We start from the raw sequence: 16,786 nt of genomic DNA, 5'->3' as shown, positions 1-16,786 counted from the left end.
TAATTCACCGCGATAATATAGCCCGGCCTCTCAAAGCAGCCTGATTCTAAGAGCAAGCATTGCAAAACACAATCAATTCCAATTTCCGGGGATTTCGTTGATTGCCGTCGCACTCGTCGCCTATTTCGCCCTTGCCGTCGCGGTCGCGGCACTGTTGCTTTTACCGGGTATCCGCACGGCGGTTTTCGAATCCGTCGCCCAGTTTCACGGCCGTCTGACACGCCGTGCGAACGCTCGCGCCGCACGCACGCGAAGTCAAATTGTTAAATCGGCAACCGTTACGCGCGGCGCATTAAGCGATGTGCAAAATTTACTGATTCGGCGGCGCTTGATGATTATGGTGTCGGCAGGTATTCTTGCGACGCCGCCATTGGTGGCCATTGCGTTACGCGGTCGGCAATTGTTTCAGTACGACGACACGGCGCGCGTGCCCGACGAAAAGATCGCCGCGCTGCTGCAGGGCGAACAACTCGTGCCGCCCCCGCCGTTGCCGCCGGAAGTCTTTGCCACGAAGGAAGTCGAACAGGTGCGGCCGGCACTGAAGGATGCAAGCCGCGACTGGAACCTGCTGGATCCCGATTTCCGTACGCGTTTGTTGCTGGTCTACAAGATCATGCACGAACAATATGGTTACGAGATGGCGCTGCTGGAAGGTTATCGGAGCCCGGAACGACAGAATCGGCTCGCGCAGATGGGCACCAACGTGACCAATGCGGCGGCCTTCCAGAGTTATCACCAATTCGGGCTCGCGGCCGACAACGCGTTTCTGCGCGACGGCAAGCTGGTCATTTCCGAGAAAGATCCCTGGGCGATGCGCGGCTACCAGTTGTACGGACAGGTTGCCGAGCAGGTCGGCCTGACCTGGGGGGGCCGATGGAAAATGATGGATCTCGGGCACGTGGAATACCATAAACCCGGTTTTAAACTGGGACGCGGCAGCTAGTCAGGGCTGCCGGACAAGAAATAATGAGGGCGGCATGGGGCTTTTTAATCATCCGGCAGGAAACGATTTGAGCGGCGCAATCGATCGGGCATTCCGTTGCACGATTTTTTCCGATCGCCGCTTCCGTTTTAATTCTCACAGCGTCCTTTCATTATTGCGCGCGCCTTCTCCGATGCCGCGGGCGCATTGATGCCAGCCCCTTTCATCCCGTTTGACAGCATGGCGACACACCGCGGCGCCACGCTTGCCGCTCGGCGCGCCTGCGTCGCCTCACCGAATCGCACCGGAACCTGAACGTCCTATGCAACGCATCCTCAACGTGCTGACTCATCCGCGTACGCTCTCGATTGTCGGGATCATCGCGCTAGCGGCGATTCTCTTCATCGTCGCCGACATGCTGCAGCTGCCGCTCCTGTGGGCGGCGATCGCCTTCGCGGCGATCCTCGTGCTGTGGCTCGGCGTCGCGCTGGTGCGCCGCTGGCGCGTGAAGCGCGCGAACCAGCAGCTCGGCCAGGTGCTGGAAGAGCAGGCGGAAAGCGGCAAGATCGCCGCGCCGGCCGCGGCCGCGCTCGCACCCGACACGAAGACGGCCGACCTCGACGTGCTGCGCACGCGTCTCTCCGACGCGGTCAAGACGATCAAGACGTCGAAGATCGGCCAGGTGTCGGGCGGCTCCGCGCTGTACGAGCTGCCGTGGTACATCGTCATCGGCAACCCGGCCGCCGGCAAGAGCAGCGCGGTGCTGAACTCCGGCCTGCAGTTTCCGTTCGCGGACAAGAACAGCGCCGTGATCCACGGCATCGGCGGCACGCGTAACTGCGACTGGTTCTTCACGACCGAAGGGATCCTGCTCGACACGGCCGGCCGCTACTCGGTGCACGAGGAAGACCGCAGCGAATGGCTCGGCTTCCTTGGCCTGCTGAAGCGCTATCGCCCGAAGGCGCCGATCAACGGCATCATCGTTACCGCGAGCATCGCCGAACTGACGGGCAACCGCCCCGAATTCGCGATCAACCTCGCGAAAAACCTCCGCCAGCGCGTTCAGGAGCTGACGGAAAAGCTCGAGGTGTTCGCGCCGGTCTACGTGATGTTCACGAAGGCCGACCTGATCACCGGCTTCACCGAATTCTTCAGCAGCAGCGACAAGCACGAATACGACCGCGTGTGGGGCGCCACCCTGCCCTACGAGCCTGACGACAAGCGCGACGTCGTCGCGCAGTTCGACACGCACTTCGAGGAACTCTACGAAGGGCTGAAGGAAATCAGCGTCGCGCAGCTGTCGCTGTCGCGCGGCAACCAGCTGTCGCCGGGCCAGTTGAGCTTCCCGCTCGAATTCTCGACGATCAAGCCGGCGCTGCGCGCGTTCCTCGCGACGCTGTTCGAGAACAACCCGTTCCAGTACAAGCCGATCTTCCGCGGCTTCTACTTCACCAGCGCGCTGCAGGAAGGCGAAACCAACAGCGCCGCCGCGCAGCGCATCGCGCACCGCTTCGGCCTCGACGCGAGCGCGCTGCCCAAGCCGCACAGCGCGTTTTCGAAGAACGGCTTCTTCCTGCGCGACCTGTTCTCGAAGGTGATCTTCGCGGACCGCCAGACCGTGCGCCAGTTCGCGAGCCCGACCAAGACCCGCCTGCGTTACGCAACCTTCTTCGGCTTCGTCGCGGCGCTCGCGCTCGCGCTCGGCGGCTGGACCTGGTCGACGATCGGCAACCAGCAGCTCGTCGCGAACGTGCAGGCCGACCTCGACAACGTCACGCGCCTGCAACAGGGCCGCAACGACCTGCAGTCGCGTCTGCAGGCGATGGACATCCTGGAAGACCGGATCGAACAGCTCGAGCAGTTCCGCCGCGACAAGCCGGTGTCGGTGTCGCTCGGCCTGTACCAGGGCGACCGTCTCGAACAGCACCTGCTGACCGAGTACTACAACGGCGTGCGCCAGATCCTGCTGGCGCCGGTCTCGCAGAACCTCGCGTCGTTCATGAAGGACGTGAACGCGCACCCCGAACAGCTCGTGCCGATGACGCGCCCGCCCGAATCGGGCGCCGTGCAGGGCGGCGCGATTCCCGTGTCGACGAACCCGCCGGGCGCCACGCCGCTCGCCGGCGCCGCGCAGGGCGCATCCGCCGCGACGGCCGCCGCGCCGCAACAGGCGGCGGCACCGCAGGGCGGGCTGTACAGCGACGCGTCGCCGACCAACGTGCAGGACGCGTACAACGCGCTGAAGACCTACCTGATGCTGTCCGACAAGCGCCACGTCGAACAGGCGCACCTGACCGACCAGCTCGCCCGCTTCTGGCGCGGCTGGCTCGAGACGAATCGCGGCAACATGCCGCGCGACGAGATGATCAAGAGCGCCGAGCGCATGATCTCCTTCTACCTCCCGCGCGTGAACGACGACGACTGGCCGATGATCGACGCGAATCTCGCGCTCGTCGACCAGACCCGCGAGAACCTGCGCCGCGTCGTGCGCGGCATGCCGGCCCGCCAGCGCGTCTATGAGGAAATCAAGGCGCGCGCGTCGACCCGCTTCGCGCCGATGACCATCGCGCGCATCGTCGGCGACGGCAACCAGGGGCTGGTCGCCGGCAGCTACGCGATTCCGGGCACGTTCACGCGCGAGGCGTGGTTCGACTACGTGCAGCCGGCGATCCGCGACGCGGCGACCAAGGAACTGCAGGCGAAGGACTGGGTGCTGAACACGTCGACGCAGGACGACCTGACGCTGGAAGGCAGCCCCGAGCAGATCCAGAAGACGCTCGTCGGGATGTACAAGACCGAATACGCGCAGCACTGGCAGAAGTTCATGCAGGGCATCGCGGTGCAGGGCTTCAGCAGCTTCGGCCAGGCCGTCGACGGGATGAACCGCCTCGGCGACCCGCAGGATTCGCCGATCCGCAAGATCCTCGAGACCGCGTACGACCAGACGTCGTGGGACAACCCGTCGCTGGCGAACGTCGCGATCAAGAAGGCGCAGACCGGCGTCGTGAACTGGGTCAAGCAACTGTTCACGCGCTCGCAGGCCGGCCAGATGGCGGCCGCGAACATCGACATCAACGGCAACCCGGCCGAGGTGCCGATGGGTCCGATCGGCCAGGAATTCATCGGGCTCGCGCGGATCGTCGCGACGCACGACGGCACGTCGATGCTCAAGGGCTACATGGACTCGCTGTCGAAGGTCCGCACGCGCTTCAACGTGATCAAGAACCAGGGCGACCCCGGCCCCGGCGCGCGCCAGCTGATGCAGCAGACGCTCGACGGCAACGGTTCGGAACTGGCCGATTCGCTGAAGTTCGTCGACGAGCAGATGCTGACCGGCCTGACCGACTCGCAACGCAAGTCGCTGCGTCCGCTGCTGGTGCGCCCGCTGATGCAGGCGTTCTCGGTGGTGATCCAGCCGGCGAGCGCCGAAGTCAACAAGGTGTGGAACGCGCAGGTCTACCAGCCGTTCCAGAGCTCGCTCGCGACGAAGTACCCGTTCGCGGCGAACGCGAAGGTCGAGGCCGGCGCCGGTGAAATCGCGCAGGTGTTCGGTCCGGACGGTGCGATCGCGAAGTTCGTCGGCACGACGCTGGGCCCGCTCGCGGTGCGCCGCGGCGACACGCTCGCCGCCCGCACGTGGGGCGACATGGGCATCGGCCTCACGCCCGACTTCACGAACGGCTTCGCGCGCTGGGTCGCCCCGCTCGCCGGCGGCGCCGCAGGCGGCACGGCCGCGGCGGCCGAACCGCAGACCGTGTTCCAGATCCTGCCGCAGCCGAGCACGGGCACGACGGAATACACGATCGCGATCGACGGCCAGCAACTGCGCTATCGCAACACGCCGCCGCAGTGGACCAACTTCGTGTGGCCGAACCCGCAGGGCTCGCCGGGCGCGACGCTGTCCGCGACGACCTTCGACGGCCGCACCGTGCAGCTCGTCAACGAACCGGGCCGCTACGGTCTCGAGAAGCTGATCAACTCGGCGCAGCGCAAGCGCCGTCCGGACGGCACCTTCGACCTCACGTGGGTCCAGGGCAGCGTGAACGTGTCGGTGACGATGCGCATCATCAGCACGTCGCAGCCGACGAGCGGCGGCGGCGACCAGCCGCAGCAGCAGAGCCTGCGCGGCCTGCAGCTGCCGTCGTCGGTCGCCGACGCGAGCGCGGGCGCCGCGCAGAACACGACGCAGGCGGGCACGGGCACGCCGGCCGCGGCCGCGGCACCGGCACCGGCACCGGCACCGGCACCGGCACCGGCCGTCGCGGCCGCCGCCGCAACGAATGCACAGGGGGCGCAATGACGCAAACCGTTCAGGCGCAGATCGCCTACTTCGGCAAGATTCCGTCGCGCGGCGACTTCGTGAAGAGCCCGCACAATCCGCAGCTGCTGCAGACGCTCGATCGCTGGATCGCGCAGGCGCTCGAACTGCTCGCGGAAGATCCGCGCTGGAAGATCGTCTACGAGGATGCGAAGCCGATGCATTTCGCGTTCCTCGGCTCGCGCAGCAAGCTCGCGATCGCGGGGCACATGGTCGCGAGCCACGACGTGTCGATGCGCCGCTTCCCGTTTCTCGGCGCGACCGCGCTCGAGGTCGACCGGCCGCTCGCGTTCCTCGCGCGCAGCCCGCTCGCATTCGCCCGGCTGTGGTCGCGCGTCGCCGCGCAGATGCCGCCGCTGCTCGCGAAGGAGGAGCCGCCCGGCGCGCTGCAGGCGCTCGGCGACACGCAGGTGCCGATCGACATCGGCGGCCCCGGCACGTCGCATGACGGCACCTTCAACGACTTCATCGAACACCAGTCGCTGTATGGCCTGCAGCAGATGCTGCTCGAAAGCGGCCATCCGGTCCGGCTGCGCGGCGCCATGCTCGCGCTCGGCTCGCTGCTGCGGCCCGTGATGCAGAGCGGCTCGTCGCACATCGAGCGCGGCCTGACGCTGCCGCTGCCGGTCGACCCGTTCTATCGCAGCCTCGTCGCCGCGTTCTGGCTCGAACTGATCGCACCGTTCGTCGCGCAGGCCGACTTCGAGCTCGCGATCTTCATCGGCACGATCGCCGAGCGCGAACGGCTGATCATCGGCTTCAACGGCGCGTCGTCGAAGACGCTCCTGAGCGTCGTCGACCCGCAGACCTACGCCGCCCACAACATCGACATCGACGATCCCGAATGGATCGACGCCCATGCGCAAAACGATCAGCAGATCAGCAAGCTCGTCAGCTACCTCGACCAACCGCAACTCTCGCTGCGCGTCGCCATCGACGCGTTCCGCGAAGCGTTCATCGGAGGCTGACGGGATGCAACGCACGATTCACGTCCGCCGCACGCGCTGCTCGGCATTCGTTGCCGCCCTCGCCGCCGCCGGCCTCGTCGCCAGCGGCGCGGCCCACGCGCAGAACACCGGCGGCGCGACCGTCACGCCGGTCGGCAACGGCACGGTCGCGACCGCGGCCCTGCCCGCGAACGCCAACCCCGGCGCCGCGCCGGCCACGGCGTCCGGCACGGTGGTGCACGGCACGGCCGGCACGATCTCGCCGCCGCCCGCGAACGCGACGCCCGGTCAGGTGGTGGTCGGCGGCAAGGTGCCCGACGAGGCGACCAAGGCCGCCGTGCTGCAGAAACTGCGCGACACCTACGGCGCGACGAACGTGGTCGACCAGATCGAGGTCGGCGACGTCGCGACGCCGCCGAACTGGAGCGCGAACGTGCAGAAGCTGCTCGGCGCGCAGTTGAAGCAGATCAGCAAGGGCCAGTTGAAGATCAACGGCACGCAGATCGAGATGAAGGGCGAGGTGCACAACGAAGCGCAGCGCCAGCAGCTCGCGAGCGACATGGCGAACACGCTGAATCCGACGTACACGATCAAGAACGGGCTGCGCGTGTCGGCGTCCGAGCAGGGGCTGCTCGACCAGACGCTGGCCAATCGCACGATCGAGTTCGAGACGGGCAGCGCGACGCTCACGCCGCAAGGCAGGCAGATTCTCGACCAGATGGCGGCCGCGCTGTCGAAGCTGCAGAACCGCACCGTCGACATCATCGGCCACACCGACAACTCGGGGAACCGGACGTCGAACATCGCGCTGAGCCAGGCGCGCGCGGATGCGGTAAAGGGTTATCTGATCACGAAGAGCATCCCGCCGCAGCAGATGACGACGACGGGCGTCGGGCCGGATCAGCCGATTGCGCCGAACGATACCGCGGAGGGGCGGGCGAGGAATCGGCGGATCGAGTTCAGGGTGGGGCAGTAGGCGGCGCATTCCGGGACAGAGAACCCAGCAAATCCGATGAAATTCGCTTTGCGCTGCTTGCGATCCGCCATTCTCCTGGTCGTCGGTGCGGTCTTCGTGCTGATGGGTGTGGCTAGTGCGATCAATTCGGCCATCCTCGTTCGCGCCGGTGCGTGGCCTCACGTCCCCGCCTTCGTCGAGCAATGCGAGTTGTCTCTGCGATATGGCAAGTCCGACGCGACATGGGAGGCGCGCGCCGTCTTCCGCTATGGTGCAGGGCAGACGCAGCACTACGAGACAACGTGGCAGCCTGCCGGCTCGCCCGTTTATTCGCGATCAGCCGCTTCGAACATCAGTCGCGAACAGTTCGCCGCGTTCACGAAGACGTATTGCAGCGACGCCGCGAACGATGGTCTGCGCGTTTCGCCGATGTTTCCAGGTATTGCCCGGCGCAATGAAGCGGTTGTAGGCAGGGAATGGGTACGTGAAATCGGATTCGGTCTGTTTGCGCTGGTCGGCGGGTTGATGCTGTGTGCGATGAGCATTTCGATGCTGCCGTGGATCGAGGATCGCAAAAAGGCACGCGTGAGGCGCAACGTGCGGCGGACGCGGAGACGTGTCGGCGGGGCGTGAGGCGCCACGGCCCGGGCGGGTTCCGCTGCGTTCCTCGCAGGCTCGGGTCTATGCTGAATCTGCGGCGAGCCGGGTATTTCAGCGATTCTGCATTCGAACAAGACGGATTTCTGCCGGAGCGCTCTTCCCTGAATACGTTTGAGGAAAGCGCTCCGTCATCCCGTAACGCCGGTCAACGGATAGGTGGCGTTGCACCGCCCTTGTAACCCCTTGCCCACTCTTGACTTTGTTTGGCGGCCTGGTCGATACGTGCCGCAACGCGATCATCCTTCTGGCGCTGCTTCGCCTCCTTGGCCTCATCGGTCACCCCGAACTCATCCTTGTCCCGTGTCCGGAAATACAACGCGGGAGCAAGCACATGATCCTGCCAGCTCGTCAGCAACGTATCATGGACGAGCATGTCGAACAGAGCCATGACGTCCGGTGGCAGCGGATTCTTACCCTCGATGCCTTCCTTCCAGGCAGACACGAGCTCTATTTCAGCTTCGGGCAGCATTGCCGCCTCGATCGCGGCCGCGCTTGCCTTGTTATCGGAATCCCAGATGTCGGGCGTGTTTCGGATGCGCTCCGCCGATTGCTTCAGGCCGTCTTGGTATGATGCGCGCCGCAGCTTCTTGGCAGCCTCCTTCTCGAGACGCTCCCAGACCGTCGAATAGTCGTTCGGCGCTTCAGCGATCAACTTCTCGTAGCGCTTTTGCGCCGCGTCGCTCGCCGCCTTCATCCCCCGCAGCTTCTCCTGATCCGCCGGGCTGCGGCTGGCCAGCATGCTCATGTTGATGCCTTGCCGCTGCAGCTCCCAGTCGAGCTGTGATTTCGTCGTCTTGCGCTGCAGGTCGGCGTCGCTCATGTTTCGCTTCCAGTCGGCTACCGGATCGGAAATCGTGCGGCGGAAGGCAGGATCCATGTAACGCGCTGCGATCCAGCGCATGAATACCTTCGAGTGCGCGAGCAAGTCGACGCCCGCTTTACGGGGCACGAGGGCGTAGTATGCGTCGACGAGTTGTTTGATGCGGTATTGCTTGCCGTCACAGTTGATGGGGTGGGCAATGGAAAACTTGTCGAAAGTCTTGCGCTTGTAGAGGTACATATCCTCCATCATGTCTATCGCCACGCCGGCCTTCAGTGCCTCCAGAAGCATGTCGCGAAGCGGTATCCTCATCAACTCCGCATTCAGACCGAGCGAACCGTTTACCGCACCGCCGACGACGTCGCAACTCGTTCCGGGGTAAAGAAACTGCTCGCCGCGCGTTTTTTCCAGACTGTCAAGGCGCTGATAAAAGCGCATTTCATGTGCGGCCGCGAAATGAACACAGCGCTGCACGCTTGCGGGTATGCCGAGATGACGGTCTTTATAGTTCGGTTTGATCAGCCCCATATATGGCATCAATCCGATCAGTTCGCCAGCCTCTTCCGACATGATTGACGAAACTGCATCGAATAAACCTACAAACTTGATTTGAATGGGGACACCCTCGATTGCCAGATCTGTATCGTCCCTGCGCTTGTACTTCTCTGCCAGATCGTTGACGAACGCCCGCGCCAGCACGCAGCCCCGATCCGCACCGAATACCGATACCTCGATGACGCGCACCTTCGGCATCTTCTTTTTCACTTCATTGTATGCATCCTCGAACTGTTTTTTTGCGGCGATAAGGCGGGTATCAACACCTGTTCCGAAGACTCTCGCCATGACCGCGTTGTCACGTACGATCGGCACGTTCTCCATCACCAGTCCGACGAAAAGACCGCGTGCAACCGCGATGGCCGTCTTGATCGGATTTCCCCTGATGTTGGCCTTGGCGTCATTCTTCGCGTTGCGCCACAGCAGCCTGCCGGTTGCCTTGGTCCGTTCCCAGAGTCGTTCCGGCGACGCGTTCAGCACGTTCGTGATGCGCCGCGCCTGAGCGGGAATGCGTTCGATGTCCCTGCGCAGATCCGCGAATGCTTTCTCGATTGGCCGGAATGAAAAGTCCCCGCTGAGAATCTCCATCCCCGCCGCCTTGGCGCGCTTGCCAAGATCAGCCTGATCGATCGGTGCCTTCACTCGCGTATATGACTCGCCAATCTTTTTCGCAGAACCGGCGGTTTTCTTCACTCCCAACGTGAGTGCCGCCTTCTTCGTATTTTGCCAAGCGTCGCTGTCGCTGTCGTCGTTCAACGGTGTACCCAGGCCCGAGTAATAGTAGCGATACCAGAACTGATTCACGGGCCGTCGCACGTCCTTCATTTCGCGATGTGCTTCCCAAAGCCGCGAAATGTTCGAGTACTGCGAGCTCGCCGAATCGTCGGCGTCACGGTTGCGGCCAAATCCATCAAAGAAGAATCCCATGCGTATCGTTGCTCCACACGGCATGCAATCGCTCTTCGGATACATGGTTTCATTCTGGCGGGCAACTTGCATGTATACCGATAGTGGAGTCGTATCGTCAGGGTCGAGCTTGATTTTCTCAGCCATGTTTTTTCTCCTCTGCCCGCTGCGGCGGCAACAACCCCATGGGAACGGCCGGCACCGCCACTGCCTTGAATCTTCCGCTCCGCAGTTCGGACAAAACGCTCGGTGGCAGCGCTTGCATCGACTTCGAGAACGCCCCGGGCTTACTGCCGGCGGTTTTCAGTATCCGCTGCACCTCAGGATGCGCGTCGAATCGGCTATTCACGAGCAGTTCGAAATACGCATACTGCTCGAGATCGTTGACATCGGTCAGCCGGTATTTCAGCCACGCGGCAGCGACAATGCGCGCAATGCGACGATGCTGCTGATCGTCACGCTCGTCGTATCGCTTGTTCAATTGCTCCTGGTAGTGACTCGCAACCCAACGAGACACATCAATCATCGGGATTCGCGATTCATCCGTCGGCGCACCAGGAAACTGAAACTCGACGTGACGATCCGGATAAAAATGAACTGCAAGAATTCGAGTTCCTACGTTTTCCGGAATCTTTGAGGGCGGCAGCATGACCTTTGCTTCTGCGTGAAACGTCTCTTCGTCTCCCTTATGCCACTGGTCAACGTCGTAGTAGTCCCATTTGACGGTGAAATCGGTCCCCTTGAGTTGATAGCAGCAAGTCACGCCTCCCCCCCCGCCCGGCATGCTGTCACCGCCGCCGCTAGCCTTGTTACCGTAAGCATCGGTGATCGTGAACTTGTCCAGGTTATAGGGGAGATAGTTCTGGGCCATAACCGAAATCCCGCTGTATGTCGGCTCCGATTTCCCACACGCAGTCACGGCTGTCACGAGCAGGCACCCCGCCAGGACACGACTCGCCAACCTCGAAAATCTCGTTGCTCTATTCACTGATGTTTTCCTTCCGAATATCGTCCATGCATTGCATGCATATCGCTGTACCAGCATGGCTCCGCCTGTCGCGCAACACGCACCCGTCTCTCGTTGACGGAGCCGCCTTTTCTAACCATGTCCTGGCTCGTCCGTGCGTATTGACGGCAGCAAGCCTTCGGGAATCGCCGGTACTGCGACGGATTCAAAGTTGTCGCTCGTCAGCGCAGAAAGCACCTTCTCGGGGGCACTCTCCATCGACTTCGCGAACCTGCCGGGTTGGCCGCCGACAGTCCGCAAGATGCGCTGAACCGTCGGATGAGCATCGAATCGGCTGTTCACGAGCAGGTCGAAGTATGCGTATTGCTCGAGATCACGCAGGTCTGTCAGCCCGTACTTCAACCACGCGGCGGCCACTGCGCGCGCAATGCGCCGGTGCGACTGCCCGTCCGTATCCGAAAATTTCCTATCCAGTCGCGCCTGGTAGTGCGTCGCCATCCATCGGGAAACGTCGACGATCGGAATACGCGGATTGTCGAGAAGCTCGCCGGGAAATTGAAGCTCAACATGTCGATCCGGGTAGAAATGAACTTCGAGAATACGGCTGCCGACCTGCTCGGGAAGGGGTGACGGTGGCATCACAACTTTCGTCTCGACTTCCCGCTCGTGCGCGTCGTCCATCGTCCACCGATCTGCGTCGTAATACTTCCATGCGATCGTGAACTCGGAGCCCTTGAGTCGGTAGCAGCACGTCACGCTCCCCCCGCCCGTGCCCGGCGGGTCATCCCCACCTCCGCTTGCCTTGTTTCCGAACGCGTCCGTCACTGTGAAGCCGCTTATGTTGTACGGCAGATAATTCCGTCCCATCACCGAAATCCCGCTATACACCGGCTCCGATTGCTCGCAGGCGCACAAAACCGCAAGCAGGAACATACCCAGCGCGGACTTACACCAAGCCACGAAGCGCCTCCGTCAATTCCCGCTCGTGCGCATCGCGAATCGCATCCCATGTCGTATCGTCGATCGACGCCAGCGCGTCATTCAGCGTCGTCTCTCCGTGAGCCACGGCTCCAAGGCACGCTCGCACCGCCGGATGCTCGTCGAACCGCGGCGCAATCAAGAGGCCCGTCATCACGTAGCACTGCAATTCCGCTTCGTCGGCGATCCCATGCGCGGCAGCGCGATCGAGTTGCTCGACAACCTCGCCATACAGTTCCGCATCCGACAAATGGTCGACCATCGCCCCCATCGTCTCGCGAAACTTCAGCACGAGCTTGTCCGGATACCCGAGCTCGATCAACTTCGCGTGCTGCCGCTCGCTCAGACCCGGGGCGTCACTTGTCAACATCGCCCCTTCGATCGCCGGCGCGTGGTTGCGCCACACGACTTCGTCGAGCCGCCGGTCGCTATACCGGATTTCGTCGAACGGGGCGACAAACTGCTGCGCCTGCATATCGCTCCACACTTGTCGAAGCCGCGCGAATACATGGTTGTCGAAGAAAAACAGGTAGTACGCGCGGCCGTTCGCCAGCGTGTACTTCACGTACCGGCGCAAATGCGCATCGAGCGCATCGAACGACCACGTCGACAACAACCACGTCACCGCGTGCAGATCCACCGCGTCCAGCCACAGCTGACGCAGCAGATGATGCTGCTCGGCATCCTCGGCGTCGAGCGCGTGACGGTCGAACGCAATCAGGTATGGCGCGATGTCCGTATAGGCATCCAGCCCTGTATCGGTCCAAAGCGACGCGTAACGCAGGCCGCGTAAGGTCGCGAGCCGCGCGTCCAGTTCCTGATAGCCACGGGTGTCGACGAGCACGTAAAGCTGCAACGCACGGCCGTCGCCGGTCCCGCGCTCCAGGGACGTCCTGAGCGTTTCGACGAACGCCGGCCATTCAGGCTCGCGTGGATTCGGCAGATCCGCGGCGGTCTCGCCGGCGACATCCGTATCGTCAATCTCGTCCATCAATCCGCCTCGACCATCGATTCACGACCGCTATGTGCATTCAGCACGCATTGCTTGCACGTGCCGCCCGGCATCGCGGGCAGCGGATATTGCATGCTCGTCGGACCGTTGAACTGGTGCTGAGCGCCCTTGAAATCCACTTTCCCCGGCGCGTGAATCTCAATGTTGCCGCCCTTGATGCGGATGTAAGCACCGCCCGACGTCAGCAATATCTCTTGCTTCGCAGCCACGTCGACAGCCTCGGTCGCCGCCACCATCTTCAGCGTCTTCTGCGCGGTGAACTCGATATTGTCCGCGTGCGCCTGAACCTCGACCTTGCCCTTCGCGGCGAACAGCTTCATCCCCGCGTTCTGCGCGAACAGGCTGATGCGATCGCGGATGCCTGCGATCAGCGATTTCCCGCTGGTGATGAACGTACTTTGACCACTGACGATATTGGTCTGCCGATCACTTGCCAGATGCACCGACTGCTGCGACGCCACCCCGATCCCCGCCGGGCTCGCGAACAGCATCACCGGCTCCTTGAAGGCATTCGCGTTCCCCGTCCCGCCGCCGGCCGTCCTGCCCCCGCCCGCGCTCGCACCCGCCACGCTGTTCTGCGTTGCATCGGCGAACTGCTTCAGCGCATCGTGACCGGCACCGAGACTCTCCGCCTGATGCATCTCGCTGACCTGCGACATCGACTCGACCAGCCCCTGCGCATTGGCCAGCTGCTGCTTCGCCTCGCTCACGTCGAGCGGCTGGCTGTTCGCCTGCTTCGGATGCGTCGTCACGTACAAACCCTGCCCGGCGCGCATCGCACCGTACGCATCCGTGCGCAGGTCGAAGCCGGAACCGAGATACGCGCCGCGCGTATTGCCGTTCTGCTCGATCAGGTAGCCGAGGTGAAGCAGCGAATTCGCGCTGCTGCTGAACAGGCGCGCGCGGTTCTGCCCGGTCGCGTCGTCGAGCACCATCTCGTTGTGGCCCGACCCCGCATACTCCTTCGACCGGAAGCCCGACAGGATCCCGTCGCTATGCCACTGCGGCTTGACGGCGCCGTTGTACACGCGATGCATGACGATCGGCCGGTCGCAGTCGCCGCCGATGTAGCCGATCAGCACTTCCTCGCCGACCCGCGGAATATGCACGCCGCCGTAGCCGCCGCCGGTATCCGACTGCACGACGCGCATCCAGCACGATGCCGTCTCGCGGCCTTCGCTTTGCCGGTCCCAGACGAACATGACCTTGATCCGGTTCAGCTCGTCGGTATACACCTCTTCGCCCTTCGGCCCGACGACGACGGCCGTCTCGAGCTGCATCGCGGGCTTGCGGTGCTCGAACGGGCTGCGATACGGCACGCTCGCGCGCTGCGCCTCGACCTCGACGAGATAGAACCCGGCGGAACCGTCGTCATGCCCGACCTGAAACGCAGCCGCCTCACCGTGACCGGCCTTCGCCTGCGCCAACTGATCCTGCAGGCTATGCGGGAAGTTCGCTTCGTGGTCCGAGATCGGCAGATTGTTTTCGATGTAACGCGTGACGCCGATGGCCGCGAATTCGCGATCGCTCGCCGAATCGCGATCGTGCTCGGGATGACCGGTCAGCGTGAAGCGCCGGCCGGCATCGATCGCGCGCACGCCGCCCACGCCGAAGAAGCGCTTCGCGCGCGACTCCCACTCCTCGAGGCGAATCTTCGACAGATGTTCGCCGCGGTCCTGGCCCGGATACGTGTACGCGCCGGTGTATTCGTAGATTTCCGCCTGGCCCGGCAGGTCGCCCTGGCCGGCCTTCGTCGGCAGCGACGTGCCGTTCGGATTGCCCGCCGACGACGGCGATTTGTAGTCGAACGTGCGCGTCGTGTGCAGCGTGCTTTGCAATGTCCGCGACGCGGCCCATTGCGTGAAACCGGCGGTTTCGGTGCCCGTGCCCGAGCGGTCGAACGTGACGGCATTCGGCGATAGCGCATCGACTGCATGCACGTCGTCGGTGATGACGAGCGTGTGCGACTTCCCGTCTTCGCCGTGCCGCCAGAAACCGAACAGCCCTTCGTCCTCCATCAGCCGATGCACGAAGTTCCAGTCCGTTTCGCTCTGCCGGCAGTACGACCGCGACGGCAACGGTTTCGACAACGCGAACTGGTATCGGCCCCTGGCCTGCGGATGCATGTCGAACACGTCGGCGAGAATCGCGTCGACGGACTTGTCCTGCCAGTACCGCATGTCGCTGCGGAACTTGAGGAAATACATCCACGACGCGAAGCGCAGCTGGTAACTCGACAGGCTGCCGTCGGCGCCGAGCCGCCGCGCCGTGTGCACATAGCCGCTGATCGGCAGATACGACTTGTCCGCCTGCTGGATCCACAGCGTGATCGGTTGCGCGATCAGCGTCTTGAGCTCGACGTCGCTCGCCGTGGACACCAGATCGAGCGTCACGCTGAAATCGCGACCCAGCTCGGAACGGGTCACGGCGCGGCGCGGCACGAGCGCATTGTTCGGCAGCGACGGGATGTCCGTCTTCAGCAAGCGGTCCTGCTGAATCAGGCCGCCGCGGATCGCCTGTGCCAGTTCGGTCACGTTCATGCGTCTTCCTGTTCTTGTTGCCGCGAGCCAGCCGGGCCCGCGCTCTCAGGTCAAGGTTCCGTCGTTCAGGACTGCTCGTCGGGCCTCACCCCGAGCAGTTCGCGGATGTGCGACAGCGATCCGTCGTCCTTCACGACGCTCTCGAGCCACTTGTGCAGCGGCATGTCGGCCCATTCGGCGGCCTTGTCCGCCAGATACGCGACCGGGCTGTGCGGCTCGGTCTGGCGGAAGTAACGCGCGACGGCACGCAGCTGGTCGACGGCCTGCGCACGGTTCTGGATGCCGGCGATCATCTGCGTCACCGGCGGACGAGCGGTCTGCGACTGCACGTGGGTCTCCTCGCTGTGGAACGTGTCGCCGAAGCTCGGCTCGATACGCTCGGGCTGCGCCTGCGGCGCCGACGGCGCATGCGGCGCGCTCCCCGTATAACCCTGCTCGCGCGCGAAGCGCTCGACGAGCCGATACACGGTCTCGAACGCGTCGCGCGCCTGCCGGAAGCTCGGCGCCGAATCGCCCGCGCGTTCGACGAGCCGCTCCTCGAACGCATCGAGTGCGAATTCGAACGCCTTCAGGTTCGCGAGCAGCGTCGTGTAGAACGCGATCGACGTCACGCGCCGCGACGCATCGACCTGCTCGACCGACGGTTTGCCGCGCGCGATGTCGTCGGCGTGTTCGGGGTCGCGCTTCACGGCCTGCGCCACGTGCAGCGCGACTTCCCAGTCGAGCGTGGTGAACGCGTTCGACGCGCCGTCCGTCACCGGAATGCCGCGCAGCAGCTCGGCCGTGCGGCCGGACAGCCACGCGACGTTGCCGAGCCGGTATTCGACGTCGTCGCCTTCGGGCAGCGGATGCACGGTGTCCCAGTAGTCTCGGCACAGGCCCTCCAGCAGCGCATAACCTTCGGTGAGGCCGGTGATGCCGTCCTCCAGCGCGAGCGCCTCGGTCAGCCACACGGCGAGCCGCAGGTCCTTGGTGCGCGTGCGCAGCAGCTCGCCCGCGTGATCGACGACGAAGCCCCAGTCGGCCTCCTTGATCTCGGTTACCCACTCGCCCTGGTCGAGCGTCGGATCGTCATAGCGCCGCGCGTCCTGGATCGCGTCGAATTCGTTCGAGAACAGCAGGTCGTCGCCGCTGGGCGACGCATCGCTGATCGGCGTCAGCAGCTCGGGGAGATTGATCGGCATGGTTCAGTGAATCCGTTGATGC

Annotated in this window: 11 protein-coding genes; 5 read left to right on the top strand and 6 right to left on the bottom strand. The window is 63.8% G+C overall.

Translation table 11 applies throughout. The features are described from left to right. Positions 1-97 precede the first annotated feature (97 nt). The 5 genes from ACV22V_RS27105 to ACV22V_RS27085 all read left to right on the top strand — a co-directional run bounded on the left by ACV22V_RS27105 (position 98) and on the right by ACV22V_RS27085 (position 7,775). Positions 98-943 (top strand): M15 family metallopeptidase, encoded by an 846-nt coding sequence (locus tag ACV22V_RS27105; protein WP_059532780.1) that lies wholly within the window; start codon positions 98-100, stop codon positions 941-943. A gap of 301 nt (positions 944-1,244) precedes the next feature. After that, positions 1,245-5,222: a type VI secretion system membrane subunit TssM gene (gene tssM / locus ACV22V_RS27100; RefSeq protein ID WP_448016042.1), complete on the top strand. Its 3,978-nt coding sequence runs from the start codon at positions 1,245-1,247 to the stop codon at positions 5,220-5,222. Beyond that, the gene (tagF, locus tag ACV22V_RS27095) at positions 5,219-6,208 is read left to right on the top strand and encodes a type VI secretion system-associated protein TagF (protein WP_059692342.1); all 990 of its coding nucleotides are present in this window, start codon (positions 5,219-5,221) and stop codon (positions 6,206-6,208) included. The genes tssM and tagF overlap by 4 nt, the downstream gene beginning before the upstream one ends. Before the next feature lie 4 nt (positions 6,209-6,212). After that, entirely contained in the window at positions 6,213-7,163 is a 951-nt protein-coding gene (locus ACV22V_RS27090; RefSeq protein WP_223964473.1) for an OmpA family protein, read from the top strand. 36 nt (positions 7,164-7,199) lie between these two features. After that, positions 7,200-7,775 carry a DUF3592 domain-containing protein gene (locus ACV22V_RS27085; RefSeq protein WP_448016041.1) on the top strand — a complete coding sequence of 192 codons (576 nt, stop codon included), beginning with the start codon at positions 7,200-7,202 and terminating at the stop codon, positions 7,773-7,775. A 172-nt stretch (positions 7,776-7,947) separates the two neighbouring features. On the opposite strand, the gene ACV22V_RS27080 is transcribed toward ACV22V_RS27085, so the two are convergent. The 6 genes from ACV22V_RS27080 to tssA all read right to left on the bottom strand — a co-directional run bounded on the left by ACV22V_RS27080 (position 7,948) and on the right by tssA (position 16,764). Continuing rightward, on the bottom strand, positions 7,948-10,230 hold the full coding sequence (locus ACV22V_RS27080) for a hypothetical protein (protein WP_448016040.1): 2,283 nt from the start codon (positions 10,228-10,230) through the stop codon (positions 7,948-7,950). After that, positions 10,223-10,954 (bottom strand): DUF3304 domain-containing protein, encoded by a 732-nt coding sequence (locus ACV22V_RS27075; protein ID WP_448016039.1) that lies wholly within the window; start codon positions 10,952-10,954, stop codon positions 10,223-10,225. The genes ACV22V_RS27080 and ACV22V_RS27075 overlap by 8 nt, the downstream gene beginning before the upstream one ends. A gap of 228 nt (positions 10,955-11,182) precedes the next feature. Continuing rightward, complete coding sequence (locus tag ACV22V_RS27070) at positions 11,183-11,983, bottom strand: DUF3304 domain-containing protein (protein WP_448016038.1); 801 nt, start codon at positions 11,981-11,983, stop codon at positions 11,183-11,185. A 13-nt stretch (positions 11,984-11,996) separates the two neighbouring features. Continuing rightward, positions 11,997-13,019, bottom strand: a complete 1,023-nt coding sequence (locus ACV22V_RS27065) for a DUF4123 domain-containing protein (protein WP_448016037.1) — start codon at positions 13,017-13,019, stop codon at positions 11,997-11,999. After that, positions 13,019-15,580, bottom strand: coding sequence for a type VI secretion system Vgr family protein (locus ACV22V_RS27060; protein WP_448016036.1), 2,562 nt, complete (start codon positions 15,578-15,580; stop codon positions 13,019-13,021). Before ACV22V_RS27060 ends, ACV22V_RS27065 begins: the two co-directional genes overlap by 1 nt. A 65-nt stretch (positions 15,581-15,645) precedes the next feature. Then, entirely contained in the window at positions 15,646-16,764 is a 1,119-nt protein-coding gene (gene tssA, locus ACV22V_RS27055) for a type VI secretion system protein TssA (RefSeq protein ID WP_448016035.1), read from the bottom strand. Between the last annotated feature and the right edge of the window lie 22 nt (positions 16,765-16,786).

Source organism: Burkholderia sp. AW33-5 (assembly GCF_053427615.1).
Note: the sequence above shows the minus strand (reverse complement) of the source record. Positions and strands in the feature narration are given on the sequence as shown.

What these genes read in the sequence shown, in the direction of transcription:
- ACV22V_RS27085 (WP_448016041.1), top strand. Translation starts at nt 7,200, where the DNA reads ATGAAATTCGCTTTGCGCTGCTTGCGATCCGCCATTCTCCTGGTCGTC.
- tagF (WP_059692342.1), top strand. Translation starts at nt 5,219, where the DNA reads ATGACGCAAACCGTTCAGGCGCAGATCGCCTACTTCGGCAAGATTCCG.
- ACV22V_RS27080 (WP_448016040.1), bottom strand. Translation starts at nt 10,230, where the DNA reads ATGGCTGAGAAAATCAAGCTCGACCCTGACGATACGACTCCACTATCG.
- tssA (WP_448016035.1), bottom strand. Translation starts at nt 16,764, where the DNA reads ATGCCGATCAATCTCCCCGAGCTGCTGACGCCGATCAGCGATGCGTCG.
- ACV22V_RS27060 (WP_448016036.1), bottom strand. Translation starts at nt 15,580, where the DNA reads ATGAACGTGACCGAACTGGCACAGGCGATCCGCGGCGGCCTGATTCAG.
- ACV22V_RS27090 (WP_223964473.1), top strand. Translation starts at nt 6,213, where the DNA reads ATGCAACGCACGATTCACGTCCGCCGCACGCGCTGCTCGGCATTCGTT.
- ACV22V_RS27070 (WP_448016038.1), bottom strand. Translation starts at nt 11,983, where the DNA reads ATGTTCCTGCTTGCGGTTTTGTGCGCCTGCGAGCAATCGGAGCCGGTG.
- ACV22V_RS27065 (WP_448016037.1), bottom strand. Translation starts at nt 13,019, where the DNA reads ATGGACGAGATTGACGATACGGATGTCGCCGGCGAGACCGCCGCGGAT.
- tssM (WP_448016042.1), top strand. Translation starts at nt 1,245, where the DNA reads ATGCAACGCATCCTCAACGTGCTGACTCATCCGCGTACGCTCTCGATT.
- ACV22V_RS27075 (WP_448016039.1), bottom strand. Translation starts at nt 10,954, where the DNA reads ATGGCCCAGAACTATCTCCCCTATAACCTGGACAAGTTCACGATCACC.